This window comes from Moritella sp. JT01 (genome assembly GCF_001574435.1).
Lineage (GTDB): Bacteria > Pseudomonadota > Gammaproteobacteria > Enterobacterales > Moritellaceae > Moritella.
In genome coordinates this window covers 150,842-173,892 of record NZ_LOCN01000019.1, presented here as the reverse complement: position 1 = coordinate 173,892, position 23,051 = coordinate 150,842, and the positions used below count along the sequence as shown (strand labels likewise).

Here is a 23,051-nt window from a genome sequence, read left to right as displayed (position 1 = left end):
CTAAGCATGATCCTACTTCGACCAATGACATCAGATGAATATCCCGCGTATTGTGATTATTTCATTGACGATTACAGTCATGAGATTTCTCAAAACTATGGTCACTCAATGGACCGGGCTGTCGAATTAGCTCAGCAAGAACTCATACGTTGTTTTCCTAATGGATTGGAAACCAATGAACACGAGCTGCTGTGTATTGAATCAGAATCGAACCTTGTGGGCTATTTATGGCACTCGATTAAGATAAGTGATAAATCCACATTTATTTATGACTTTTTCATATTCTCTAATAGCCGTAATAACGGTTATGGAAAGTTAGCAATTAAGGCGCTTGAATCACAGGTGCAATCAATTGGCATTGAGCAAATAAAATTAAGAGTTGCTTACCACAATCAAAGGGCTTTAAAGTTATATCAAGAAGTTGGTTTTGCTATTAGTGGTTATAATATGTCTAAGAAATTAGTAAGTTAATAGCTTGGTAAGTAGAGGGCGTATGGAACATCAGCTAAAATTGTTAATAAAGTCTGTACCCGAGTTGATTGAGACTGCAGAAGCTTGCCGAAGTGCTGGTTTACCGAACTTCTATATTGCGGGTGGGGCGATTACGCAGTTGATATGGAACAGTGTACTTGGGGTAGAATCATTAGATAAGGTTAAAGACTTTGATATTGTCTACTTTGACTATGTCGAGACTTACACACAAGAGTGCTATGAAAAAGATATTAGCAGCCAGTTAAGCCATACCGTTAAGATCGACATTAAAAATCAAGCTAATGTGCATAAATGGTATCCGGTTAAGTGTGGATTAAAAATTCAATCTTACGATAGAGTTGAGCAAGGTATTGACTCTTGGTTATCTGCATTTGCCATTGGTTTTACTTTGGATAGATCAGGCTGCTTATCTATTTATGCGCCGTACGGATTAGAGGATGCCTTCAATATGTATGTAAAGCCAAACAAAATAGCAATGACAGAAACCAGTTACATTAAAATGAGCAAGAGCTTTAAGGACCGATGGCCATCAATAACCGTCGAACCTTGGACTTAGGTAGGATTGTGAGTTTTTTTCAGCGTATATTTAACGAGGTTATATGGAAGTATATTGTAGAGTGTTGGAGGCTGAGAATAGCCAAAATGATGAAATAGAAATGGCTTTTGTATTAGCTCAACATTAATCAAGTACGTTGAACGGCTATATATAAACATGTAGCTGTATACAATTTTTCATTAAATACTCATAAGTCTTTGGAGTTATAAATGGGTTATCAAAAGAATAAGAGGGAGTTAAGGAAGTGCGGTGAGAGTGATAGTCTACTGTTCGTTGTAGACTATCGTATAATTTGAATCGGGCTAACTAGATATAGACCAACGCCATAAATTTACAACGTTAGAATTTGTAAGATGCAGCTAGGTATAGCGAACTTAAAATAACATCAGTATCAGGCTTACCAGTAGACTGAAGTGTGAAAGCATCTGCTTCATAGCCTGCACGGAAGTTTATATTAGATAAAGTAGCGGGTGTATATTCTAAACCGAGTCCCAAACGTGCGGCTGTAGCATTGTTATCGTCTATTTTTTTCGTTGTTTGGTTTAGATCCAGTGATGATAAACCAATGGTAGTAAAAGGGCGTAAACCATTTTGGAAAGTGTAACCAAGATTAGCGGTTACAGATAGAGTGCTGGGAGCCCATTTATAGCCATCTTTGTTGTTATATGGTGTTATATCCCCATATTTTGTATATTGAGTTTCAATTGCAACGATACGGTTAAATTGGTAACCACCAATAAGTTTTAGTGTACTACCATCGGTATCAGAATAAAATGAACTGCTATCCGAATCACTAAATGTCGAGCCTAAACCACCACCAATGTAGAAGCCTGAGACGTCTTGGTTTGCTTGAACATGTGTCGTTAATACGATTGCAGCTAAGGCACCAAGTACAGTTATAGATTTCATTATTTACCTTTATATTTATTATGGATTATTTTGATGGCTGGATTATAAATGACACTAAATTTAAAACAATACAACTAGATTAAAGTATAGTAAGGTATTGTAAATAAAGGTGTATTTGTGTAATCGCTTGTTTTTAATTCAAAAGTGTTCATGTTGTTATCAAAAATCCTAGCAGAGGATAATTAGGTATTAACCAAAGGAATTAATCATGAAGTTATCATTAATGGCTGCAAAGTCTAAGAATGGGATAATTGGCAATGGTCCTGATATTCCATGGCAAGCCAAAGGCGAGCAACTTTTATTCAAAGCCATGACATATAATCAATGGCTTTTAGTTGGACGCAAAACTTTTGAGTCTATGGGGACGCTACCAAATCGTAAGTACGCCGTAATATCACGATCTGATTTCGTTTCAGAGGATGAAAATGTAATGGTTTTCTCTTCAATTGAGCGTGCTTTAAGACAGTTAGAAGATATTACCGATCATGTTATTGTTTCGGGTGGCGGCGAGATTTATAGAAGCTTGATTTCTAAAGTTGATACTTTGCATATATCAACAATTGATATTGAAACTGAAGGGGATATTGTTTTCCCTGAAATCCCTGATTCATTTAGTTTAGCGTTTGAGCAAAAGTTTAAATCTAATATTAACTATTGCTATCAAATTTGGAAAAAGAGTTAAGAAGCCGTTGATAGGATGGGAATTAAATTGAAAACAAGAACATGTTCAAGATTGATGATCGTAAACGATGAAGGAAAACTTCTACTGTTTCAATATAAAGACGAGCATAAACCTGCTCCTTTTTGGGCGACTGCTGGTGGCGAACTCACGGAAGGTGACACTTATCTCGATGTAGCTAAAAGAGAGTTGTATGAAGAGACTGGATTAACCAATGACATTAGTGAACTGTTGAAGGAAAACGAAGATATTTTTGCCGTAGCAAGGTCAACGACAGTTTTAAACCTGAGTAGCTTCCAGAGTTATTAAATGAAATTATAGAAAACAAAAAAACTGTATGACAAGATGCTGCTTTTGACGTAGCCAGTAGTCAAAATGGTGAGATTCAAATGGCTTTCGTGATGCGAACTTAACACATAAGGCTAGGTTAGATGTGTTTTAAAGAATAATCTAAAGTTTGAAGCAGGGTTACACGAATGGATAAACCTAAGTAATAGTAAATAACTGATTGATTAAGATGGTTATTCAGTGCAATCTTAGCATTCTATTCTTCCGTTGGTGATATGCTTATTTATCGCTAGTCTTGGGGGTTTAAGTCAACGTAGTGCTCTAGTTCACCGAGCTACATAATTATTTTATTTTTTGATGTTTGAAAGGATGCAGAAATGTATAGCATTGGTTTTACAAAAAAAGCGAGTAAAGGTTTCCTATTTGGGTGTGCACTTAGTTTAATGTCTAGCGCAGTATTTGCGGATGAAAATACGTTATGTTTAAAATCAGAATTAAAAACGCATCCCCAAAATGTGTTGTCGTGTTTCGTAAATTCAGATTCGTCGACACCGGCGAGCTGGAAGCTAGAAAAGAGTGAATATAGAAAGGAAGCGGCTTTAACCGTATATACCTATACATTAACGAGCCAATTTTGGCCTGACAAAACAATAAGTAATTCTGGACGTGACTGGAAACACACGCTAGTGCTTTATGTACCTGATCATGTCACTTCAACGCAATCATTTCTTTACATTAATGGTGGCACGCGGTTTGAAGAAAAGGGGAAATCGAACCCTAAACCAGCAAAGGTGGATTTTGAGGGGCTTGTAAAGGCAACGCAGTCTGTTGTTGCAGATCTACAAGATATTCCCGACCAGTATTTAAGTTTTGATGATGGCATAGCAAGGCGTGAAGACGGTATTGTTGCTTATACTTGGAATAAATACATGGATGATCCGGAAAAAAATGCTTATTGGCCTGCACATTTACCTATGACGAAAGCGGTTGTTAAGGCAATGGACATGATCCAGTCAGAAGCCGATGTTCGTCATTATCAAAAACCGACGGATTTTGTGTTATCGGGAGCCAGTAAACGTGGTTGGACAGCGTGGCTAACAACGATAGTAGATAACCGAGTCAATGGCATTATCCCTATTGTTATCGATATTCTGAACACCAAAAAGAACCTACTTCATATAAAAAAGAGTCTAAATGCTTGGCCATTAGCATTTCATGATTATGAAGCGCAAGGTGTAACGAAACGTATGGATACTCTTGAATTCGACAAATTAATGAGCATTGAAGACCCAATTGCTTATTTATCTTATCCAAAATATGCATCACGTTTGGCTGTGCCTAAATATATTATTAACGCATCGTCAGATGATTTCTTTGTTCCGGATTCATACCTACAGTACGCGAAAGCTTTACCTGGGGAAACGGTATTACGGATTTTACCTAATCAGCGTCATTATATTGATTACTCGATCGTTAATAAGGCGCTTATTGAATATTACACTTTGTTTATTAATAAACTTCCTAGGCCTGATGTACGTTGGAACGCAAGCAAGGATAACCAGAGTATTAATGTAACTACAAACTTTGAGCCAATTAAAGCAACATTATGGGAAGGTTATAATCCAAAGGATCGAGATTTCCGTATTTATCCAGCAAAAATGGAGTACAAGCAAACACAAATTACAGGTGTTTGTATTGAACAAAAATGTGTTTATAAATTAGCACCAATTACAACTACGACAGGTTACACCTCACGTTTTATTGAGTTTGTCTATGACGATGGCTCAAATAGACTTGTGACGACGTCACCCGCATTTATAACACCAAATACATATCCTCAGCCTAACAGTCAGTAACGAAAACAGACTAGTCCCTCAAATTATTGTTACTGAGGGGCTTATTCAAGAGGTTTTATGATGAAAAAAATCGGTCTTGTCGGAGGCCTTAGTTGGGTTTCAACCGCTGAATACTATCGATTAATAAATGAATTGATTCGAGTTAAATTGGGTGGGTACCACTCTGCTCATGTATTAATTGAGAGCCTGGATGAAAACAAGTTTCTTGAAATGGCAAAATTAGATCCATCAGAGAAATTGTGTGAAAAAATGATCATTGATGCGGTTGATGTATTACGTCGTGGTGGTGCAGAGGTAATTGCTTTGTGTGCTAATGGTGTACATCGCTTTGAGCCTGCAATTAAAGAGAATTGTAATGTCGACATTGTTCATATTGCAGACTCGACAGCCAAAGAAGTAGAGAAGTCGAATATAAAGAATATTGGTCTTCTTGGTGTGATGAAAACAATGGAAGGCGATTTTTATAGAGATAAGCTTTCCGAAAAAAATATAGTCGTTCATATTCCAAATACGGTCGAAAAAAACCTTGTTCATGACAAAATAATGTCTGAATTAGTTCTTGGTAAATTTACTCAAGAAACTGAGGATTTATTTGTGAATATATGTATGAGCTTGAATGCGAATGGTGCTGAAGGTGTTATTTTGGGGTGCACAGAGATCCCTTTACTCATGAAAAATGTTGAATCATTACCAATGCCATTATTTTCAACCACAGAAATTCATTGTAAAGCTATTGTTGATGCTGCTTGTGCGAAGGTAACTTTATTGAACAAGAACATGCCGATAAGTGATTAAATCATATTAGATTAAATATTGCGTAATGCGTTGTTGTTCGAGTGTTAACTAATAGGGGGGAATATGGACGTTTCATTAGTTAAAATTGAGAAAGAGCATCGAAACATATTAGAAAATTTATTTCATTATTATATTTATGATATGTCTGATTTTTTGGCGTTGTCTCTTCACGAAAATGGTCAGTTTGGTTTTAATAAATCACAATTTGATGCTTATTGGGACAAGGATGATCACATTCCTTATTTTATTTATGTTGGCTCGGAATTAGCTGGTTTTGTGTTGTTTCGTAAATATCCTTCAGATTTATCTATTAACGATATTGAACAGTTTTTTGTGTTACGAACGTTCAAAGGCAAAGGTGTTGGAAAGAAGGCTTTTGAGTTAGTAACCCAGTCATTCCCAGGGGAATGGCAAATTAGAGTGTTACTTGAGAATGTTGATGCGCTTCATTTTTGGCAGTCGTCAGTATCAAATATTGTGGGGCTAAATTACACATTGTCTAAAGATATAGACACCGATTTATTAATGTCCTTCATTCGATTTGAAATAGCCTGTTAATAAAGTCATCAGTATCAATTTTTATAGGGACGTTCTAAATATGTTGAAGCAAGTAGGGAAGGCTAAGATTCAGCCTAAACATAAATTAACCTGTCATTGTGGTTCTGTTGAGCTTGAATTGTCGTTACCTAATGGCATTGAAAAGCCTAGGCGCTGCGACTGTTCTATTTGTCGTCGTAAAGGTGCCATTGTTGGGTCTGTCGATCTTAGTGGTATTCGTATTATTAAAGGTGCTGATGCTCTGCGCTTGTATCAATTTAATACCAATACAGCCAAACACTATTTCTGTTCTAATTGTGGTATTTATACACATCATCAACGCCGTTCGAACCCAAGTGAATATGGTTTCAACATTGGTTGCCTCGAGGGCGTTAATCCTTTTGATATCGACGATATAGTCACGAATGATGGGGTTAATCATCCAGCTGATCGGAAGCTTGTATCTAATTTATAATTTAACTGGGCATTAATGTATTGGAGGAATTGATAATCGACGCACATATACTGAATGTATTTACTGGTGATAACGCAAGGGGTAATCCTGCAGCTGTTGTAAAACTCACTTCGTGGTTACCAGAGCATGAATTACAAACTATTTCGCGTAACTTGGGTCAACCTATTACTTCATTTATTGTTTATATCGAACACAGTTATGAGATCCGTTGGTTTGCGGATTATGTAGAAATCAATCTATGTGGGCATGGTAGCTTAGCCGCTGCCGCCGCTATTTTCGAAATGGATCCTGACCATGATCCTGATATCCAGTTTGTTAGTAGGCACGGTGTGATTTCAGTCAAAAAATGTACTTATGGTTATACGATGACTATGCCAAGCTGGCAGTCAGAACATAATCCTGAATTGAAAAAATACAGTAAATTACTTGGTTTGGAAGCCATTGATGTATTCAGCACAAGGGATTTAGTTTTAGTGCTAGACAGTGAAGAGCAAGTTCGTGACTTCGAACCTGACTTTGATGTTATAAAAAGTATCAGTGAGTACCATGCCGTAATCATAACGGCTCAAAAAGGAGCTGGTGGTTATGTACTTAGGTATTTTGCTCCTAGCATCGGGATAAATGAAGATATTGCCACGGGTTCAGCTCAGTGCTCATTAGTTCCATATTGGTCAAACAAGTTATCTGTAAAAGAACTTGAGGTAAGACAGCTATCAATCCAAGGTGGTTTTTTCCATGTTAGTCAGAGCCAAAGTGATAGCATTGAATTGACGGTGAATGTTTTACTTACGCAAGTTGTTAATTTTATCGACGAACTAAAAAATGAATAACTTTGTTATAAACATCATTTGAGTGAAGGGAACCGGTATGGATAAACAATTTAAGGCATTAAAATCGTTAGGTGCCGGAGATTTTAAGCATCTAAATGGTTCGTTAGAGGCGCATTTAAAAGGAACTGAATCAATACTTGCGCACTGGGGAGCTAATGGAATGCTGAGAACGGCCGGATTGTTTCATGCTTCATATGGTACCGCCGGTTTTGAAGACCGCATGGTTTCCTTATCTCAACGTGAAGAGATTTCGGCTGTTATCGGTCATGACGCAGAGGCTTTGGTATATTTATATTGTTCGTGCGATCGCGACTATGTTTTCCCTCAATTTGGTAAATCAGAAACTATTGAGTTTACAGATCGATTTACTCAATCTTCATTTATCTTATCCGCCGAGCTAGCCAATCTATTTTGTGAGTTAACCGTTGCAAACGAATTGGAGCTTGTATATTCCAGTGATGAATTTAAAAGTAAATACGGTTTAGAACTATTGGAATTGTTTGAGGGAATGGATAGGTACTTAAGTTTTGAGGCTCGAAATGCTTACAAGTCTGCACTAGTTGAATTTACATAGCGGGTTTATTGGAATTTAGGTCATATAAAACTATTTACAGGGAGTTAAAATGTCAGAGTATTTTGCCAAAATCAATTGGGTAAGAGATAGCAATGAAAGTTATGTTGATAACAAATACAGCCGAGGGCATGAATGGATTTTTGATGGTGGCGTAGTTGTTCAAGCCTCATCTTCACCTCACGTTGTACCTTTACCTTATTCTGTCGAAGAAAATGTAGATCCAGAAGAGGCGTTTGTTGCATCCCTTTCTAGCTGTCATATGTTGTTCTTTTTATCTATCGCAGCTAAACGAAAGTATGTAGTCGATTCATATATAGATAATGCTGTTGGAATAATGGGAAAAGACAGTGACGGTAATATTTCAATGACAAAGGTAACACTTCGACCTTATGTTGAGTTTTCGGGAGCTAAAAGACCGACGATAGCGCAACTTGAAAAAATGCATCATCAATCGCATCAACAGTGCTTCATCGCCAATTCGGTCAAAACTGAAATTGTGACAGAGATTATTACAGCTAAAAATTAACAAGTGGAATCAGAATGGAATTTGAACATAGAATAAGTATTAATGCATCGGCTGCAAATATATTCGCGATTTATGAAAATGTGGGTGCTTGGTCATCATGGGATCCTGATGTTAAAAGTGCATCTATCGATGGACTATTTGAAGTTGGCTCAATGGGTAAATTAAAACCTGTAAGCGGCCCTGAATCTAAAATATTATTCATGGAAGTTGTGAAAGATAAATTATTCACAGTAACTAGCCGTTTGCCATTGTGTAAAATGACCTTTGAGCATGTACTGGAACCTAATGGAAAAGATACAGCTGTTTTACATAGGGTGTCTTTTACAGGGTTGTTATCCCCAATATTTGGTCGTTTGATTGGAACTGGAATTAGCAAAGGCTTACCTCATACCCTTAAGGGTTTGAAAGTTGCAGCTGAGTCCGGCTGTAAACAAGTTAATTAACGTCCTATCTTAGAAGACCGATATTACAAAGTGTACTGGTTATTGAAGGAATATTTTTATAGTCATTAAAAAGGAGTAAATAATAGTGAATGACATATTAGCTTTTAGCTTAATCGCGTTACTTTTAGTTGTATCACCAGGCCCAAATGGCGTGTTGATTTTAAAAACCGCATCGTCACAAGGGCAGCGGGCCTCAATCTTGAATATTTTCGGGTTAACGACCGCAACCTTCTTTCATGGCGCTCTGTCTATTTTCGGCTTCTCGGCATTATTGATGCAATCAGCAGAGTTGTTTTTCATCATTAAAATACTCGGTGCTGGGTATCTGTTTTATATTGGCGTAAAGGCAATTATTAGCTCTTACAAAACAAAGAACAGCGATACCGAAACGAATAAAAAAATCAACGTTCAGAAAAACGGAATCGGTTATTTTAATGAAGGGTTCATCACTCAAATCCTAAATCCCAAAGTGTCGATGTTCTACTTGGCGGCTTTTCCCCAATTTATATCGCCCGACAATTTTTCGTATTTAAATGCATTTTCGTTAGTTTCAATTCATGCCAGTATCATTTTCATGTGGTTTGTCGGCGTAACCTTAGCAATAGAGAAAATAAAAGCATCGGCTAAAAATACCAAAATGGGGAATTGGGTTCAAAGGCTCTCGGGCACGGCTATGATATATTTCAGTTCAATGATTCTTACACAAAAATAAGGCTATAACATGACGCTTGAAAGTATGTCAGAAGCAGAATTGTGGGACATAGCAACACCGATCATGGATAACCTGATGGATGGGTCTACCGAAATAGAGCATTCAAAACATACCCGAGATTTTAGTCAGCGAATGCTAAATATTGTTACACCTGAATACCTAGATAAAGTTTGTAAAAGTTACCAAACTGAAAAAGGCTTTTTCGCTGTTCGAGAACCTGTTGCCATATTCAACCGACCTGATTCGATTGCTTTCATCTGGAAGCAGCATTTCACTAAGGTTAATGGTGAATTTGTTGCTGAAATGGTGCTTATTCAGGACGGTAGTAAATATTTAGTCGATCATGTCATGATCTTTTAATCATCATAATGGCCTTAAGCAAGAGTAAATAAGCAGGTTTCATGGAGCAAAATGCAGACATTTGGCGTCAATATTACGAAAAGGCGTTAACGCGTAAACATAAACCAAGCACTGAATTCGCGGTTAAGCTAAACACATCTAATTATAAAACAGCAACAGATTGTGGCTGTGGAATAGGAAGTGATATTAATTATCTGAGTGATTTAGGATATCAAGTTTCTGGTTTTGATATTAATGAAGATGCGTTAGCAATTTGTCATGAACGCTTTGCTGATAATGCTTTGGTCGACATATCTCGTGATAGTTTTGAAGATTATGACTACCCAAAGAGTGGTTTGGTTTTGGCTCATTCGAGTCTTTACTTCGCCGAGCCTAGCGAGTTTCAAAACACATGGATAAAAATATCATCCAGTTTAGTCCAAGGTGGTGTGTTTGCTGGTGATTTTATGGGGGCGAATGACAGTTGGGCTGCTGGGTATCGTAGTGCAACAAACCCCATGAACAAGCAACAAGTCTTGAATTTGTTTGGCGAGTTTGAAATTATAGAATTTCATGAGCGTGATGAAAAAGGGCAAACGGCCATAGGTAAAATCAAGCATTGGCATACTTTTTCAGTGATTGCGGTAAAGCATACTTAAACTTTGTTGATGACTTATAAGGGCGTTCAATATGGAACCTGAACATTTAGCATCTCAACTTCGATGTCCGAGCGGAGATAAAGCGCTTGAAGTTGGTATCAGTATGAATAAGGCAAACTATAACCTTAATCGAGAATGCATAAACCTATTAGAATTAAATGACGAAAATGTTGTGCTAGAGATTGGACCCGGTAATGGTGCATTCGTGCAAGAGATCTTGCAAGAAGCCAAAGGCATTAATTATGTGGGAATCGATATTTCAACAGCGCTCGTTGCCGAGGCTAGTAGGCTTAATGACTCCCAGGTTAGAAAAGGGATTGCTAAATTTGAGTGTGGTGACTCACGGGATCTTCCTTTTGAAGATGGTTACTTTGACAAGGTGTTTACGGTACACACCTTATATTTTTGGGATAAACCTTATGAACATCTTTCTGAAATTCGACGAGTATTGAAGCCATCCGGCACTTTCTGTATTGCTTTCGGAAACCGAGAGTTTATGAAAAACCTTCCTTTCGTGAAATATGGTTTTGAATTGTATGATGACTCTAGTGCTTGTCATCTTTTACGCGAAGTGGGTTTTAAAATTGAAAGTGTCCATAAATTTACTGAACGTGGTTTAAGTAATACTGGCGAGAGTGTCGATAAACTTGTGCATGTTATTGTATGTAAAGCTTAATATATCCTCTATCGTAAAGAATAAGCATAAAACGATTATGAAGGTAAATATGTTAATGTTTATCATATGGAACGGTTAAACGGAAAGGAGTGCGTGATGGCTAAGATTTATCTGTTTGATTGGGGTGATACCTTAATGGTTAATCCAGCGCATATGAAAGGCAAGATGTGTAATTGGGAGCATGTTGAGGCGATAAACGGTGCACATGATACGTTGGCTTTACTGTCGCAACAGGGTTGTAAACTTTATGTAGCGACTGGCGCAGCGGACTCAAGTGAAGAGGATATTAAAGCTGCATTTGAACGCGTTGGGCTTGATGGGTACATATTAGAATTTTTTTGCCAATCAAATTTAGGCATTGGCAAGGGAACCGCTGCTTATTATCAAGCTGTGGTAGAGGCGCTTGGTGTTGACGCAAGTGACGTTACCATGGTCGGTGATATATTACATCGCGATATAGTGCCAGCTGTTGAGGCTGGATTGAATGCGATTTGGTATACGCCTGATGCCTCTCGGGTAGAAGTTAATGGAAGTTATCAACAAATTAAACACCTCAGTGAATTATGTAATCTATAAATTTAAGGAAGAATGATGATCAACAAAGGAAGTTGTTTGTGTAATAAAGTGCAATACGAAATTGATGGCGAATTTGACGATGTACTCAATTGTCATTGTAGTATGTGCCGTAAATTACACGCGTCTGCATTTAGAACCAGAGCCAAGATCAAAACGGAGAGCTGGAAAACTCTTCAAGGTGAAACATTCATTAAGTTTTACGAATCTTCACCTGGTGAACATAAAGGTTTTTGTGCTGAATGTGGTTCGAGTCTGTTTACTAAATTTGATGCTTATCCTGACATACTTGGTTTCCCTTTTGGTACGCTTGATACCGATCCGCAAGTCAAAGCAACACGACATGTTTATGTGGGGAGTAAGGCTGCATGGCATGACATCACCGATGATTTACCTCAGCAACAAGAGTTTGATTGAATAATGAGATAGGGATGCAGTCGCTCTAAATGATAATACGAGGATGCCATAATTAAGTTATGGCATCCTAATGCATTATTTAATAACTACTTTCTTAATAATGATAGTTTCGCTCGGTACATCTTCATGGCCTTTTACTGTGGCGGTTCTTGAAAATGCAATCATGTTAACTACATCCATTCCCGCGGTAACAGTACCAAATGCCGTGTAGCCCCAGCCAGCATTTGTCGTCGCTGTATGATCAAGAAAATCATTGTCATCTAAGTTAATAAAGAACTGCGCTGTTGCAGAGTGTGGCGAATCTGTACGCGCCATTGCGATTGAACCAATCACATTTTTAAGGCCTCGATTAGCTTCGTTAGCAATGGCTGGGCGAGTCTTCTTTTCCTGCATTTTTTCAGTAAAACCACCACCTTGGATCATGAAGTCTTTAATCACGCGATGAAAAATAGTACCTTCATAAAAACCTTCTTTGCAATAGCGTAGAAAGTTCTTTGACGTGACAGGCGCTTTCTCCATATTCAGTTCAATTTCGATGTCACCTAAGTTCGTGGTAAAAATAATCATTCTGTTGCACCATCTTTGTATTAGTGTTGGTATTAATTTAATCGCGCAGTATACGCAAACATAACGCTAAACTGTAGTCGTGAGTATTTAAAACTACTTTCATTTATGCAATTTTTTTTATAAGATCATTTTTTCTAACCATCTGAAGTTAATCACTCCCTATGCCAGTTCAATTTATAAAAAATATCCCTGTTAGTGTAAGGTTCATGCTGATGTCAGCATTGGCTTTTTCGATTATGACGAGCTTTGTTAAATTAGTCAGTACTTATGGTATTCCTGTTTTTGAAATTGTTGCAGCAAGAGCAATGGTTTCATTAATTATTAGTTACGTGGACGTGCGTCGTAAACGCATATCCGTTTGGGGCAATAATAAAAAACTACTTATGGCGCGTGGTACTGTTGGTTCATTAGCCCTCATCTGTGTTTATTTCGCTGTGACGACTCTGCCTTTAGCTGAGGCCACTATTTTACAATATTTACATCCCGTATTTACGGCAATACTCGCCTTGATTTTTCTTAAAGAACGTATTCAACGCTCGACTATTATCTGCATTCTGTTTTGCATCATAGGGCTATTACTTATTGTTAGCCCAAGCCTGACATTTTCAGGGACTGCTGAGTTACCTTTATTCAGCGTTGCAGTTGCACTGCTGGGTGCGTTGGGGAGTGCGATTGCTTATGTGATTGTTAAGCGTCTTAGTGGTACCGAAGATAGTTCTGTGATTATATTTTATTTTCCACTTGTTGCATTACCCTTGTCATTAATCTTACTCGGTGATGATTTTGTTATGCCTAATACAGAAGCGTTTGTATTGTTGATTTTTATTGGTATTTTCACTCAAATAGGGCAGGTGGGATTAACCAAAGCCATGCAAACAGAAGTGGCGAGCAAAGCGACGGCTTATTCTTATGTGCAAGTTGTTTTCTCAATTATATTCGGTTGGTTATTGTTTAGCGAAGTCCCTTCTCTGTGGACTTGGATTGGAGGCAGTTTAATTATTCTGGGCGCATTAATTAACGTGTTTGGTAGCCTTAATCTAAGATCATTAAAACCCAAGCAAGCGGGCTGATCATAAAGCATACTTGGCTAAAGATACTCAGTGATGGAGTAATAGAATGCAAAAAGTATTTGATGACGTGAACGCTTTAGATAAGCGATGTATAGATCAGTTTGGGCTAAGTGAAGATTTATTGATGGAGCATGCCGCTGCGTCGATGATGCAATATATACAGGGTAAGTTTTCAAATAATGAAAAAGTACTTATCGTTTGCGGCTCAGGCAATAATGGTGCAGATGGAATAGCGCTTGCCAGACTTTTATACTCTCAATACGATGTCAATATACTTATGCCGTATCATGTGAAATCGGCGATGGCAAAACTGCAATATAAAAGAGCCAAGCTTTTAGGTATTAAGATCATCGATAGCTTATCTGAACTATCACTTGAACATGGGCCCGATGTTATTGTCGACTGCCTTTTTGGCTCCGGATTAAACAGAGATCTGGATGATGAGTCGCAACGTCTGATCACTCGACTAAACTCTCGGCCGGGACATAAAATTGCTTGTGATATTCCTTCGGGAATAAATAAGCAGGGCAAAGTAACTACTGTCGGTTTTTGCGCTAACATAACCATCACTATGGGAGCGTTAAAAACGCAACTTTACAGTGACGTCGCGAAGGATTATACCGGAGGTATTATTGTCAGCGACTTAGGTGTGCACCGCAGTATTTATGAAACGACAACTAATACCTATCTTTTAGATCCCTTTGATATGCAATTGCCATTACGTACAAAACAAAACTCGCACAAAGGGTCATTTGGGCATTTAAGCGTCATTGTCGGTAATAAAACAGGGGCGGGGATCATTGCAGCGGAGGCCGCTTTTGCATTTGGTGCAGGTTTGGTCACTGTGGTTACAGATGAAAATGTAAATATACCGTTTCATATTATGCAGCAGCATACGCTGCCAGAAAAATGTACTGCGATCGCAGTTGGTATGGGACTTGGCCAATTTATAAAAGCGGAAATGAAACAGATTTTAGATATTGATATTCCAAAAGTGGTGGATGCAGATTTATTTCATGACGAGATCATTCTAACGGTTTTAAATCATGAAAATGTGGTGTTAACGCCACACCCTAAAGAGTTCTGCTCTCTGTTGAAATTAACCAAACTCGCAGAAATAACCGTAGCAGAACTGCAAAATAATAGATTCAAGTATGTAAGACTCTTTGCTGTAAATTATCCTAAAACTGTGCTGTTGTTAAAAGGCGCGAACTCGCTTATCACCTATAATAATATTATCTACATCAATCCTTTGGGAAGTAATACCCTGAGTAAAGGTGGATCCGGAGATGTGCTAACTGGATTGATTTCGGCATTGTTAGCGCAAGGATACAGTGTAATAAATGCGACAATTACGGCAAGTCTCGCTCACGCTATGTCAGCTAAAAACTATACTAAGAATAATTACGCTTTAACACCAATGGATATCATCGAGGGAGTAAAAGGACTGTGAAGACCATGATTATCTTAAATAATCATTATTTTAAGTAATCAATAGCATATTAAATTCGTCAATTTTGGAGTGTGTTATGTCAACAAGAAAGCATAAACGTAAAGCAGCAAAGCATTCGCATAAAAATCAAGGTTCAAAGACATCGGCTAAACAGACTGATTTTGTGAGTACACATCCTCGTGCATCGATGTTCACTGGCTCATTACTTATTGTTATCGGTCTGTTTTTACTCATTATGGGAATAGGGAGCGACGCTAAGTTTGGATTGGCGATGTTATCAATGGCTATCGGCACAATAGTCATCTTTTTCACGAGATCAGCTTTACCTAAGAAGGCGATAAAGGTAATTAAATAATTGCTTTGAAAAACAACATTAATCGCTTACATTAGATAGTCATTCAATAAGGGTTTAAAACGTTTAAGCTGCTTTGTTAACAAGGATTATGGATATGAGTCAGACTTATAATTTTTGCGCTGGTCCCGCAATGTTGCCACATGCAGTGATGGAACAAGCCCAAAAAGAATTTATTAATTGGAATAATACTGGCGTATCGGTAATGGAACTCAGTCATCGTAGTAAAGACTACATGGCTGTCGCGACGGCAGCAGAACAAGATCTGCGTGATTTGTTAGCGATACCAGACAACTACAAGGTTATTTTTTCACAAGGTGGCGGGCGCGGTCAGTTTGCTGCAGTGCCCCTGAATATCCTTGGAGATAAAACTGAAGCCGATTACTTATTAACGGGTCAATGGTCAAAATCAGCGGTTGTTGAAGGTAAGAAATACTGCCAGATTAATGAATCAAATATTCTAATGCCAAGTACCGACGGTATTGTTGCAGTTAAACCTGCATCACAATGGCAAGTATCAAGCAAAAACACGGCTTATGTACACTACTGCCCGAATGAAACTATCGAAGGCATTGAGATTAATGATATTCCTGACACAGGTGATATCCCGCTTGTTGCTGATATGTCATCAAACATTCTTTCTAAACCATTAGATATTAGCAAGTTCGGTATTATTTATGCGGGTGCGCAAAAGAACATCGGCCCATCAGGTTTGGGTGTAGTGATTGTACGTGATGATCTGCTCGACAAAGCCAAACAAGAAACCCCATCAATCTTTAACTATAAGTTGATGGCTGAAAATGACTCGATGTTTAATACGCCGCCGACCTATTCTTGGTATTTAGCAGGACTTGTGTTCAAGTGGTTAAAAGCACAAGGTGGCCTGTCTGCTATCGAAGAAATTAACGCAGAAAAAGCCAAGCTACTTTATGGCTATATTGATAGCAGCGATTTCTACAGTAATAACGTAGCGACGGTTAACCGTTCAAAAATGAATGTGCCGTTTACATTAGCATCAAGTGATCTGGATGTGGCGTTCTTACAACAATCTCAAGATGCGAATTTAATGGCATTAAAAGGTCACCGTATTGTCGGTGGCATGCGCGCAAGTATTTATAACGCGATGCCAATCGAAGGTGTGAAAGCACTTATTGGCTTTATGGAAAAATTCGAACGTCAACAGCGTTAATCGCGAATAGAGTAAGAAAGCGTTCTTCGCAATAGAACAATTAATACGTATTTAAAGGCAATGGAAAAATGTGTTGAGCATGATTAATGTCGATGACAAGCGTGCCAATTAAATAAGAGTGCCGTCTACAAGGATTTATTATGAGTTGTGATTTTTTTGCTTTAGCAAATACAGGGGTACAAGGTTTACACCCTTATCAAGCGGGAAAACCGACTGATGAATTAGAGCGTGAACTAGGGCTAACAGATATTGTTAAATTGGCATCGAATGAGAATCCATTGGGTGTAGGTGAATTAGTTAAAGCAGCATTAGAGAAAGAACTATCGGGTATCACCCGTTATCCAGATGCGAATGGCTTCTATCTAAAGCAAGCGCTAGCAGATAAATACGACCTTGCGCCAGCACAATTTACCTTAGGTAATGGTTCAAATGACGTACTGGAACTCATCGCTCGCAGCTTTGTTACGCCAGAGCATGAAGTGATTTTTGCTGAGCATGCGTTTGTGGTTTATCCATTAGTGACACAAGCGATTGGAGCAAGGGGAGTGGCTGTACCAGCAAAAGATTGGGGACATGATTTACCTGCAATGCTGGCCGCAATTACAGAACGCACACGTCTTATCTTTATTGCCAATCCGAATAATCCGACGGGTACGTTTTTAACCGCAGAAGCCTTGTATGACTTTTTAAGTAAAGTGCCAGAAGACGTGATTGTTGTGTTGGACGAAGCGTATTTTGAATACGTTGACAAAGAGCTACAAGCGCCGTCAATTACTTGGTTAAATCAGTTTTCAAATCTAATCATTACACGTACTTTCTCTAAAGCCTATGGCCTTGCGGGTTTACGTGTTGGTTATAGCATGTCACATCCGGATATTGCGGATATTTTAAACCGTGTTCGCCAGCCATTTAATTGTAATAGTTTTGCATTAGCGGCTGCGCAAGCAGCATTGTCTGATCATGATTTTTTAACGGCGAGTGTGGCGTTAAATAATGAACAACGAGCTGTGTTAGAAACATTTTTCAGTGAGCTGGGTATTGGTTATATACCGTCTAAAGGTAATTTCATTACCGTGGAACTTGTTCAAGATCCGGCTATTGTATACCAAGCATTATTGCATAAGGGCGTAATTGTTCGTCCTGTTGCGGGTTATGGTTTAACAAAGCATTTGCGAGTGAGCATTGGTACTGAACTGGAAAATAAAACGTTCATGCAGGCGCTACTGACAGTGTTGGTTGAGTTAGACGCATAGCAAGTGCAGTCCTGACTCTGTTTTATACTAATGAAGGCAGAGTGTAGAGAATCAAATATTAAAAATTAAGTGAATAAATTTATGGAAAAATTAACATTACAACCAATTGGTAAAGTATCAGGCACTATTAATTTACCAGGCTCTAAAAGTGTTTCAAACCGTGCATTGCTACTTGCTGCGCTGGCTGAAGGCACAACGCGTTTAACAAATTTATTAGACAGTGATGATATTCGTCATATGTTAAACGCACTGACAAAATTAGGCGTGCAGTATGATCTGTCTACATGTAAAACAATTTGTACAGTAACTGGCTTAGGTCGTGCATTTTCTGTAGAAGAAAAACTTGAGTTATTTTTAGGTAACGCAGGTACGGCAATGCGTCCATTATGCGCAGCGTTATGCTTGAGCGAAGGTGAGTTTGAATTGACCGGCGAACCGCGTATGGAAGAGCGTCCAATTGGCAGCTTAGTCGACAGTTTACGTCAAGCTGGCGCTGATGTTACTTATTTGAAAAATGAAGGTTACCCACCACTACTGATTAAAGGTACTGGCTTAAAGGGCGGTAATATTAAGATTGACGGCAGTGTATCTAGCCAGTTCTTGACTGCATTCTTAATGGCTGCACCTTTGTCTGAGAATGATACGACGATTGAAATCGTTGGTGAGCTTGTATCTAAACCGTATATTGAGATTACTCTTCACATTATGACGCAATTTGGTGTAACGGTAAGTCATGATAATTATCAGACGTTTACTATTAAAGGTAAGCAAACATATCAAGCTGCGGGTGACTTCTTAGTTGAAGGTGATGCTTCTTCTGCGTCTTATTTCCTTGCTGCAGCGGCAATTAAAGGTGGTAAGATCCGTGTAACGGGTATTGGTAAAAAATCAATCCAAGGTGATATCCAGTTTGCAGATGTAATTGCAGCAATGGGTGGTAAAATCACTTGGGCTGATAGTTATATCGAAGCTGAAGTGGGCGAATTAAATGCCGTTGATATGGATATGAACCATATTCCTGATGCAGCAATGACAATCGCGACAACCGCATTGTTTGCAAAAGGTACAACAGTTATTCGTAATGTATACAATTGGCGTGTGAAAGAAACTGACCGTTTAGCGGCAATGGCGACTGAATTACGTAAAGTGGGTGCAGAAGTAGAAGAGGGTCATGATTACATTAAAATCACCCCTCCTGCACAATTAGTGCACGCTGCCATTGATACTTATAACGATCACCGTATGGCGATGTGTTTCTCATTAGTCGCATTAAGTGATACCCCGGTAACGATTAATGATCCAGGTTGTACATCAAAAACGTTCCCAGATTATTTCGAGCAATTTACAGGTTTAGTTCAAGCTTAGATTGAGCGTTGTCCTATTTGGTGCTGTTATTAGTGTTGTTCTTAAATAGCGAGGTATTACTGATAAGGTGATGCCTCGCTATTTTTTATTTGCGGTTATTATTTCATACTATTTTCATGAAGATCCGTTATAATCGCGGCCAGATCCATACAGTACTGTTTAAAGTTGTATGTTAGATATCGAGTTTGGAGAATTTATGACCGCAGTAGCACCCATTATTACAGTTGACGGGCCGAGTGGCTCTGGTAAAGGTACTTTATGCCAATTACTTGCGGCTAAGCTAGGTTGGCATATACTAGACAGTGGCGCTATTTATCGTGTATTAGCCTTAGCTGCGATGCACCATAACGTGAATTTAGACAACGAAGAAGCACTCACTGTATTAGCTGCAAACTTAGATGTACGTTTTGTGCCAACGGATGATGGCTTGCAAGTGATCCTTGAAGGCGAGAATGTATCACGTGAAATTCGTACAGAAGAAGCGGGTTTTGCAGCCTCTCGTACAGCGGTATATCCGGCAGTACGCGCAGCGTTGTTACAACGTCAACGTAACTTCCGTGTTGCGCCTGGCTTAATTGCCGACGGCCGTGATATGGGTACTGTTGTATTCACTGATGCCAGTGTAAAAATATTTTTAGATGCTTCTGCTGAAGAAAGAGCCATTCGCCGGTTTAATCAGTTGCAAGACAAAGGCTTCGATGTTAACATGCCAGCCCTTCTGGAGGAGATCGAGAAGCGTGATCATCAAGATCGCAACCGATTGGTCGCTCCACTAAAGCCTGCAGATGATGCGCTTGTTATCGATTCGACATCTATGTCAATCGAAGACGTAGTTGCTAGTGTGCTGGCTTTTGCAGAAGGTAAAATTTAAAGTAGTCGGTATTCTATCGATTATTTAGCGGTCAAGCATCAAGGATGATGATGACTTTTGATTAACAACCCACATTAGCCGGATTGCTTATGTGAACGTTTTATAAGTACAAATAACTCATTATGAATGAATCTTTCGCTTTACTCTTTGAAGAGTCACTACAAGAACTTGCTGCTCCTGGTAGCATCATCAAAGCAACTGTTGTTGCAATCGAAAACGGTTACGTTTTAGTTGACGCTGGTCTTAAATCAGAATCTTCTATTCCTGCTGAAGAATTCAAGAACGCTGCTGGCGAACTTGAAGTTGAAGTTGGTCAAGAAGTTGATGTAGCACTAGAATCAATTGAAGACGGTTTCGGTGAAACTCAACTTTCTCGTGAAAAAGCTAAACGTCATGAGTCTTGGATTCAGCTTGAAAAAGCATACGAAGATCAAGAAACTGTTATCGGTGTTATCAACGGTAAAGTTAAAGGTGGTTTCACGGTTGAAGTGAACACAATTCGCGCATTCTTACCAGGTTCTCTAGTAGACGTTCGTCCTGTACGTGACACTACTCACCTTGAAGGCAAAGAGTTAGAGTTCAAAGTAATCAAACTTGACCAAAAACGTAACAACGTAGTTGTTTCTCGTCGCGCAGTTATCGAAACTGAAAACAGTGCAGAACGTGAAGAACTTCTTGCTAACCTTCAAGAAGGTCAAGAAGTTAAAGGTATCGTTAAGAACCTTACGGACTATGGCGCATTCGTTGATCTTGGTGGTGTTGATGGTCTTCTACACATTACTGATATGGCTTGGAAACGCGTTAAGCACCCAAGTGAAATCGTTAATGTTGGTGACGAAATCAATGTTAAAGTTCTTAAATTCGATCGTGAACGTACACGTGTATCTCTAGGCCTTAAACAGCTTGGTGAAGATCCATGGGTAGCTATCGCGAAACGTTACCCTGAAAGCACTAAGCTTACGGGTAAAGTTACGAACCTAACTGACTACGGTTGTTTCGTTGAAATCGAAGAAGGCGTTGAAGGTCTAGTTCACGTTTCAGAAATGGATTGGACTAACAAAAATATCCACCCTTCTAAAGTTGTTAACGTTGGCGATTCTGTTGAAGTTATGGTTCTTGATATCGACGAAGAACGTCGTCGTATCTCTCTAGGTCTTAAGCAATGTATTGCTAATCCTTGGGAAAACTTCTCAACTTCACGTATCAAAGGCGAGCAAGTTACTGGTAAGATCAAATCTATTACAGATTTCGGTATCTTCATCGGTCTTGACGGCGGCATCGACGGTCTAGTTCATCTTTCAGACATCTCTTGGGATGCTACTGGTGAAGAAGCAGTTCGCGAGTACAAAAAAGGCGACGAAATCACAGCTGTAGTTCTACAAGTAGACCCAGAGCGTGAACGTATTTCTTTAGGTATCAAGCAAATTGATGAAGACCCGTTCAACGAATACCTAGCGAATAACAAGAAGAATGCTATTGTTAATGGTACAGTTTCTTCTGTTGACGCTAAAGGCGCGACAATTGAACTAGCTAAAGGTGTTGAAGGTTACATCCGTGTTGGCGATATCTCTCGTGACCGTATCGAAGACGCAAGCTTAGTATTATCTGTAGGCGAAAAACTTGAAGCTAAATATGTTGGTGTTGATCGTAAAAACCGCGTAATTAGTCTTTCAATCAAAGCTAAAGATGAAGCTGACGAGAAAGAAGCAATGGCTAGTGTAAACAGCCAACCGCAAGAGTCTGGTCTTTCTGCTATGGAAGAAGCATTTAAAGCTGCTAAAGGCAAATAATTAGCCTGAGGGATGTTTATTCATCCCTCATTAGTACGATGTCGGCAATATTCTTAATGGAGATTATATGACAAAATCAGAACTAATCGAACGTCTTTGCACTGCAAATTCGCAGCTGGCGACTAAAGATGTTGAATTATCTGTGAAAGCTATACTTGATCAGATGGTAGATACTTTAGCAACTGGTGATCGAATTGAAATTCGGGGTTTTGGAAGTTTTTCTCTACATTACCGTGAACCTCGAATTGGGCGCAATCCTAAATCAGGTGAAAAGGTTGAATTAGAGGGGAAATATGTACCTCATTTCAAACCTGGTAAAGAACTTCGAGATCGTGTTAACGCTTCTTTATAGCCGTTGATACTTGTAAAAACGACATACTTAGGTGTGTCGTTTTTTTTTGCTTTTTTTTCACACTGACCCATAGTTTATGGATTACACCATATATTACTAGCACTTGGCTCATTAATTGGCGATAATCCCTTTATTGCTATTTATATCACAGAGGTCGTCGATGAAATCATTTATCTTTTTTATTATTATCGCTTGCACACTGGCGCTTGCTGCAGCATTTGCTTCGAGCAACGATCAGTTAGTTGATTTTAATTACCTAATTGCGCTAGATTCATTTAAATTATCTTCTCTGCTTGTTGGTGCATTCGTTTCTGGTTTAGTCGTGGCTGGTATGTGTATGGGGCTGTTGTTAATGAAATTAAAATTATCACTGTCGAAATTAAAACGTAAATCAAAACGTCAAGTTACAGAGCTTGAACGATTACGTGCTGCTGACATTAAAGGTTAATTTAC

At 38.7% G+C, this 23,051-nt stretch carries 30 protein-coding genes; 28 read left to right on the top strand and 2 right to left on the bottom strand.

The genetic code is table 11. The features are described from left to right. The first annotated feature begins 6 nt into the window (after nucleotides 1–6). The gene (locus AKG98_RS15195) at nucleotides 7–471 is read left to right on the top strand and encodes a GNAT family N-acetyltransferase (RefSeq protein ID WP_067047562.1); all 465 of its coding nucleotides are present in this window, start codon (nucleotides 7–9) and stop codon (nucleotides 469–471) included. Between the two features lie 22 nt (nucleotides 472–493). After that, on the top strand, nucleotides 494–1,048 hold the full coding sequence (locus tag AKG98_RS15190) for a nucleotidyltransferase family protein (RefSeq protein ID WP_067047559.1): 555 nt from the start codon (nucleotides 494–496) through the stop codon (nucleotides 1,046–1,048). A 339-nt stretch (nucleotides 1,049–1,387) separates the two neighbouring features. On the opposite strand, the gene AKG98_RS15185 is transcribed toward AKG98_RS15190, so the two are convergent. Next, complete coding sequence (locus AKG98_RS15185) at nucleotides 1,388–1,957, bottom strand: porin family protein (protein WP_067047556.1); 570 nt, start codon at nucleotides 1,955–1,957, stop codon at nucleotides 1,388–1,390. A gap of 208 nt (nucleotides 1,958–2,165) precedes the next feature. Here AKG98_RS15185 and dfrA point away from each other — a divergent pair, with 208 nt between their 5' ends. The 16 genes from dfrA (at nucleotide 2,166) to AKG98_RS15105 (ending at nucleotide 12,336) form a co-directional block, all read left to right on the top strand. Further along, complete coding sequence (dfrA, locus tag AKG98_RS15180; RefSeq protein WP_067047551.1) at nucleotides 2,166–2,639, top strand: trimethoprim-resistant dihydrofolate reductase DfrA; 474 nt, start codon at nucleotides 2,166–2,168, stop codon at nucleotides 2,637–2,639. A 27-nt stretch (nucleotides 2,640–2,666) separates the two neighbouring features. Further along, nucleotides 2,667–2,945 (top strand): NUDIX domain-containing protein, encoded by a 279-nt coding sequence (locus AKG98_RS15175; RefSeq protein ID WP_083543994.1) that lies wholly within the window; start codon nucleotides 2,667–2,669, stop codon nucleotides 2,943–2,945. A 356-nt stretch (nucleotides 2,946–3,301) separates the two neighbouring features. Further along, nucleotides 3,302–4,780 (top strand): PhoPQ-activated protein PqaA family protein, encoded by a 1,479-nt coding sequence (locus AKG98_RS15170; protein WP_067047546.1) that lies wholly within the window; start codon nucleotides 3,302–3,304, stop codon nucleotides 4,778–4,780. A gap of 57 nt (nucleotides 4,781–4,837) precedes the next feature. Further along, the gene (locus tag AKG98_RS15165) at nucleotides 4,838–5,575 is read left to right on the top strand and encodes an aspartate/glutamate racemase family protein (RefSeq protein WP_198155542.1); all 738 of its coding nucleotides are present in this window, start codon (nucleotides 4,838–4,840) and stop codon (nucleotides 5,573–5,575) included. A 63-nt stretch (nucleotides 5,576–5,638) separates the two neighbouring features. Continuing rightward, nucleotides 5,639–6,133, top strand: a complete 495-nt coding sequence (locus AKG98_RS15160; RefSeq protein WP_067047540.1) for a GNAT family N-acetyltransferase — start codon at nucleotides 5,639–5,641, stop codon at nucleotides 6,131–6,133. A gap of 40 nt (nucleotides 6,134–6,173) precedes the next feature. Then, complete coding sequence (locus AKG98_RS15155; RefSeq protein WP_067047537.1) at nucleotides 6,174–6,587, top strand: GFA family protein; 414 nt, start codon at nucleotides 6,174–6,176, stop codon at nucleotides 6,585–6,587. A gap of 29 nt (nucleotides 6,588–6,616) precedes the next feature. Next, a complete protein-coding gene (locus AKG98_RS15150) occupies nucleotides 6,617–7,417 on the top strand; it encodes a PhzF family phenazine biosynthesis protein (RefSeq protein WP_228140323.1) in 801 nt (266 codons plus the stop codon). 37 nt (nucleotides 7,418–7,454) lie between these two features. Next, on the top strand, nucleotides 7,455–7,991 hold the full coding sequence (locus tag AKG98_RS15145; protein ID WP_067047534.1) for a DUF6817 domain-containing protein: 537 nt from the start codon (nucleotides 7,455–7,457) through the stop codon (nucleotides 7,989–7,991). Nucleotides 7,992–8,040: 49 nt separating this feature from the next. Beyond that, nucleotides 8,041–8,517, top strand: a complete 477-nt coding sequence (locus tag AKG98_RS15140; RefSeq protein ID WP_067047530.1) for an OsmC family protein — start codon at nucleotides 8,041–8,043, stop codon at nucleotides 8,515–8,517. Between the two features lie 14 nt (nucleotides 8,518–8,531). Beyond that, nucleotides 8,532–8,960 carry a hypothetical protein gene (locus AKG98_RS15135; protein ID WP_067047527.1) on the top strand — a complete coding sequence of 143 codons (429 nt, stop codon included), beginning with the start codon at nucleotides 8,532–8,534 and terminating at the stop codon, nucleotides 8,958–8,960. An 85-nt stretch (nucleotides 8,961–9,045) separates the two neighbouring features. Next, nucleotides 9,046–9,672: a LysE family translocator gene (locus tag AKG98_RS15130; RefSeq protein ID WP_067047524.1), complete on the top strand. Its 627-nt coding sequence runs from the start codon at nucleotides 9,046–9,048 to the stop codon at nucleotides 9,670–9,672. Nucleotides 9,673–9,681: 9 nt separating this feature from the next. Continuing rightward, nucleotides 9,682–10,032, top strand: a complete 351-nt coding sequence (locus tag AKG98_RS15125) for a hypothetical protein (protein WP_067047521.1) — start codon at nucleotides 9,682–9,684, stop codon at nucleotides 10,030–10,032. 41 nt (nucleotides 10,033–10,073) lie between these two features. Then, nucleotides 10,074–10,670: a class I SAM-dependent methyltransferase gene (locus AKG98_RS15120; protein WP_067047519.1), complete on the top strand. Its 597-nt coding sequence runs from the start codon at nucleotides 10,074–10,076 to the stop codon at nucleotides 10,668–10,670. Between the two features lie 31 nt (nucleotides 10,671–10,701). Beyond that, nucleotides 10,702–11,346 (top strand): class I SAM-dependent methyltransferase, encoded by a 645-nt coding sequence (locus tag AKG98_RS15115; protein WP_067047516.1) that lies wholly within the window; start codon nucleotides 10,702–10,704, stop codon nucleotides 11,344–11,346. A gap of 96 nt (nucleotides 11,347–11,442) precedes the next feature. Beyond that, nucleotides 11,443–11,922, top strand: a complete 480-nt coding sequence (locus AKG98_RS15110) for an HAD family hydrolase (protein ID WP_067047513.1) — start codon at nucleotides 11,443–11,445, stop codon at nucleotides 11,920–11,922. Nucleotides 11,923–11,934: 12 nt separating this feature from the next. Then, nucleotides 11,935–12,336, top strand: a complete 402-nt coding sequence (locus tag AKG98_RS15105) for a GFA family protein (protein ID WP_228140322.1) — start codon at nucleotides 11,935–11,937, stop codon at nucleotides 12,334–12,336. A gap of 75 nt (nucleotides 12,337–12,411) precedes the next feature. Here the strand turns inward: AKG98_RS15105 and AKG98_RS15100 are convergent, their stop codons facing one another. Then, the gene (locus tag AKG98_RS15100; RefSeq protein ID WP_067047507.1) at nucleotides 12,412–12,903 is read right to left on the bottom strand and encodes a peptidylprolyl isomerase; all 492 of its coding nucleotides are present in this window, start codon (nucleotides 12,901–12,903) and stop codon (nucleotides 12,412–12,414) included. Nucleotides 12,904–13,109: 206 nt separating this feature from the next. Between AKG98_RS15100 and AKG98_RS15095 the strand changes: the two genes are divergently transcribed. The 10 genes from AKG98_RS15095 to AKG98_RS15050 all read left to right on the top strand — a co-directional run bounded on the left by AKG98_RS15095 (nucleotide 13,110) and on the right by AKG98_RS15050 (nucleotide 23,046). Then, nucleotides 13,110–13,973 carry a DMT family transporter gene (locus AKG98_RS15095; RefSeq protein WP_198155541.1) on the top strand — a complete coding sequence of 288 codons (864 nt, stop codon included), beginning with the start codon at nucleotides 13,110–13,112 and terminating at the stop codon, nucleotides 13,971–13,973. 46 nt (nucleotides 13,974–14,019) lie between these two features. Further along, nucleotides 14,020–15,426: a bifunctional ADP-dependent NAD(P)H-hydrate dehydratase/NAD(P)H-hydrate epimerase gene (locus AKG98_RS15090; RefSeq protein ID WP_067047501.1), complete on the top strand. Its 1,407-nt coding sequence runs from the start codon at nucleotides 14,020–14,022 to the stop codon at nucleotides 15,424–15,426. A 76-nt stretch (nucleotides 15,427–15,502) separates the two neighbouring features. After that, nucleotides 15,503–15,781 carry a hypothetical protein gene (locus tag AKG98_RS15085; RefSeq protein WP_067047498.1) on the top strand — a complete coding sequence of 93 codons (279 nt, stop codon included), beginning with the start codon at nucleotides 15,503–15,505 and terminating at the stop codon, nucleotides 15,779–15,781. Between the two features lie 94 nt (nucleotides 15,782–15,875). Then, entirely contained in the window at nucleotides 15,876–16,967 is a 1,092-nt protein-coding gene (gene serC, locus AKG98_RS15080) for a 3-phosphoserine/phosphohydroxythreonine transaminase (RefSeq protein WP_067047495.1), read from the top strand. A 140-nt stretch (nucleotides 16,968–17,107) separates the two neighbouring features. Next, nucleotides 17,108–18,220: a histidinol-phosphate transaminase gene (gene hisC / locus AKG98_RS15075; protein ID WP_067047492.1), complete on the top strand. Its 1,113-nt coding sequence runs from the start codon at nucleotides 17,108–17,110 to the stop codon at nucleotides 18,218–18,220. A gap of 81 nt (nucleotides 18,221–18,301) precedes the next feature. Beyond that, nucleotides 18,302–19,585 (top strand): 3-phosphoshikimate 1-carboxyvinyltransferase, encoded by a 1,284-nt coding sequence (gene aroA, locus AKG98_RS15070; RefSeq protein WP_067047489.1) that lies wholly within the window; start codon nucleotides 18,302–18,304, stop codon nucleotides 19,583–19,585. Between the two features lie 196 nt (nucleotides 19,586–19,781). Then, complete coding sequence (cmk, locus tag AKG98_RS15065) at nucleotides 19,782–20,456, top strand: (d)CMP kinase (protein WP_067047486.1); 675 nt, start codon at nucleotides 19,782–19,784, stop codon at nucleotides 20,454–20,456. 122 nt (nucleotides 20,457–20,578) lie between these two features. Beyond that, a complete protein-coding gene (gene rpsA / locus AKG98_RS15060) occupies nucleotides 20,579–22,246 on the top strand; it encodes a 30S ribosomal protein S1 (RefSeq protein WP_067047484.1) in 1,668 nt (555 codons plus the stop codon). 67 nt (nucleotides 22,247–22,313) lie between these two features. Then, nucleotides 22,314–22,598 (top strand): integration host factor subunit beta, encoded by a 285-nt coding sequence (gene ihfB, locus AKG98_RS15055; protein WP_006034591.1) that lies wholly within the window; start codon nucleotides 22,314–22,316, stop codon nucleotides 22,596–22,598. Between the two features lie 160 nt (nucleotides 22,599–22,758). Further along, nucleotides 22,759–23,046: a lipopolysaccharide assembly protein LapA domain-containing protein gene (locus tag AKG98_RS15050; RefSeq protein WP_067047481.1), complete on the top strand. Its 288-nt coding sequence runs from the start codon at nucleotides 22,759–22,761 to the stop codon at nucleotides 23,044–23,046. Nucleotides 23,047–23,051 lie beyond the last annotated feature (5 nt).

Excerpts from the sequence above, each read along its gene's own strand:
- AKG98_RS15195 (WP_067047562.1), top strand. The coding sequence starts at position 7 with ATGATCCTACTTCGACCAATGACATCAGATGAATATCCCGCGTATTGT.
- AKG98_RS15190 (WP_067047559.1), top strand. The coding sequence starts at position 494 with ATGGAACATCAGCTAAAATTGTTAATAAAGTCTGTACCCGAGTTGATT.
- AKG98_RS15185 (WP_067047556.1), bottom strand. The coding sequence starts at position 1,957 with ATGAAATCTATAACTGTACTTGGTGCCTTAGCTGCAATCGTATTAACG.
- dfrA (WP_067047551.1), top strand. The coding sequence starts at position 2,166 with ATGAAGTTATCATTAATGGCTGCAAAGTCTAAGAATGGGATAATTGGC.
- AKG98_RS15170 (WP_067047546.1), top strand. The coding sequence starts at position 3,302 with ATGTATAGCATTGGTTTTACAAAAAAAGCGAGTAAAGGTTTCCTATTT.
- AKG98_RS15165 (WP_198155542.1), top strand. The coding sequence starts at position 4,838 with ATGATGAAAAAAATCGGTCTTGTCGGAGGCCTTAGTTGGGTTTCAACC.
- AKG98_RS15160 (WP_067047540.1), top strand. The coding sequence starts at position 5,639 with ATGGACGTTTCATTAGTTAAAATTGAGAAAGAGCATCGAAACATATTA.
- AKG98_RS15155 (WP_067047537.1), top strand. The coding sequence starts at position 6,174 with ATGTTGAAGCAAGTAGGGAAGGCTAAGATTCAGCCTAAACATAAATTA.
- AKG98_RS15145 (WP_067047534.1), top strand. The coding sequence starts at position 7,455 with ATGGATAAACAATTTAAGGCATTAAAATCGTTAGGTGCCGGAGATTTT.
- AKG98_RS15140 (WP_067047530.1), top strand. The coding sequence starts at position 8,041 with ATGTCAGAGTATTTTGCCAAAATCAATTGGGTAAGAGATAGCAATGAA.
- AKG98_RS15135 (WP_067047527.1), top strand. The coding sequence starts at position 8,532 with ATGGAATTTGAACATAGAATAAGTATTAATGCATCGGCTGCAAATATA.
- AKG98_RS15125 (WP_067047521.1), top strand. The coding sequence starts at position 9,682 with ATGACGCTTGAAAGTATGTCAGAAGCAGAATTGTGGGACATAGCAACA.
- AKG98_RS15120 (WP_067047519.1), top strand. The coding sequence starts at position 10,074 with ATGGAGCAAAATGCAGACATTTGGCGTCAATATTACGAAAAGGCGTTA.
- AKG98_RS15115 (WP_067047516.1), top strand. The coding sequence starts at position 10,702 with ATGGAACCTGAACATTTAGCATCTCAACTTCGATGTCCGAGCGGAGAT.
- AKG98_RS15110 (WP_067047513.1), top strand. The coding sequence starts at position 11,443 with ATGGCTAAGATTTATCTGTTTGATTGGGGTGATACCTTAATGGTTAAT.
- AKG98_RS15105 (WP_228140322.1), top strand. The coding sequence starts at position 11,935 with ATGATGATCAACAAAGGAAGTTGTTTGTGTAATAAAGTGCAATACGAA.
- AKG98_RS15100 (WP_067047507.1), bottom strand. The coding sequence starts at position 12,903 with ATGATTATTTTTACCACGAACTTAGGTGACATCGAAATTGAACTGAAT.
- AKG98_RS15095 (WP_198155541.1), top strand. The coding sequence starts at position 13,110 with ATGCTGATGTCAGCATTGGCTTTTTCGATTATGACGAGCTTTGTTAAA.
- AKG98_RS15090 (WP_067047501.1), top strand. The coding sequence starts at position 14,020 with ATGCAAAAAGTATTTGATGACGTGAACGCTTTAGATAAGCGATGTATA.
- AKG98_RS15085 (WP_067047498.1), top strand. The coding sequence starts at position 15,503 with ATGTCAACAAGAAAGCATAAACGTAAAGCAGCAAAGCATTCGCATAAA.
- serC (WP_067047495.1), top strand. The coding sequence starts at position 15,876 with ATGAGTCAGACTTATAATTTTTGCGCTGGTCCCGCAATGTTGCCACAT.
- hisC (WP_067047492.1), top strand. The coding sequence starts at position 17,108 with ATGAGTTGTGATTTTTTTGCTTTAGCAAATACAGGGGTACAAGGTTTA.
- aroA (WP_067047489.1), top strand. The coding sequence starts at position 18,302 with ATGGAAAAATTAACATTACAACCAATTGGTAAAGTATCAGGCACTATT.
- cmk (WP_067047486.1), top strand. The coding sequence starts at position 19,782 with ATGACCGCAGTAGCACCCATTATTACAGTTGACGGGCCGAGTGGCTCT.
- rpsA (WP_067047484.1), top strand. The coding sequence starts at position 20,579 with ATGAATGAATCTTTCGCTTTACTCTTTGAAGAGTCACTACAAGAACTT.
- ihfB (WP_006034591.1), top strand. The coding sequence starts at position 22,314 with ATGACAAAATCAGAACTAATCGAACGTCTTTGCACTGCAAATTCGCAG.
- AKG98_RS15050 (WP_067047481.1), top strand. The coding sequence starts at position 22,759 with ATGAAATCATTTATCTTTTTTATTATTATCGCTTGCACACTGGCGCTT.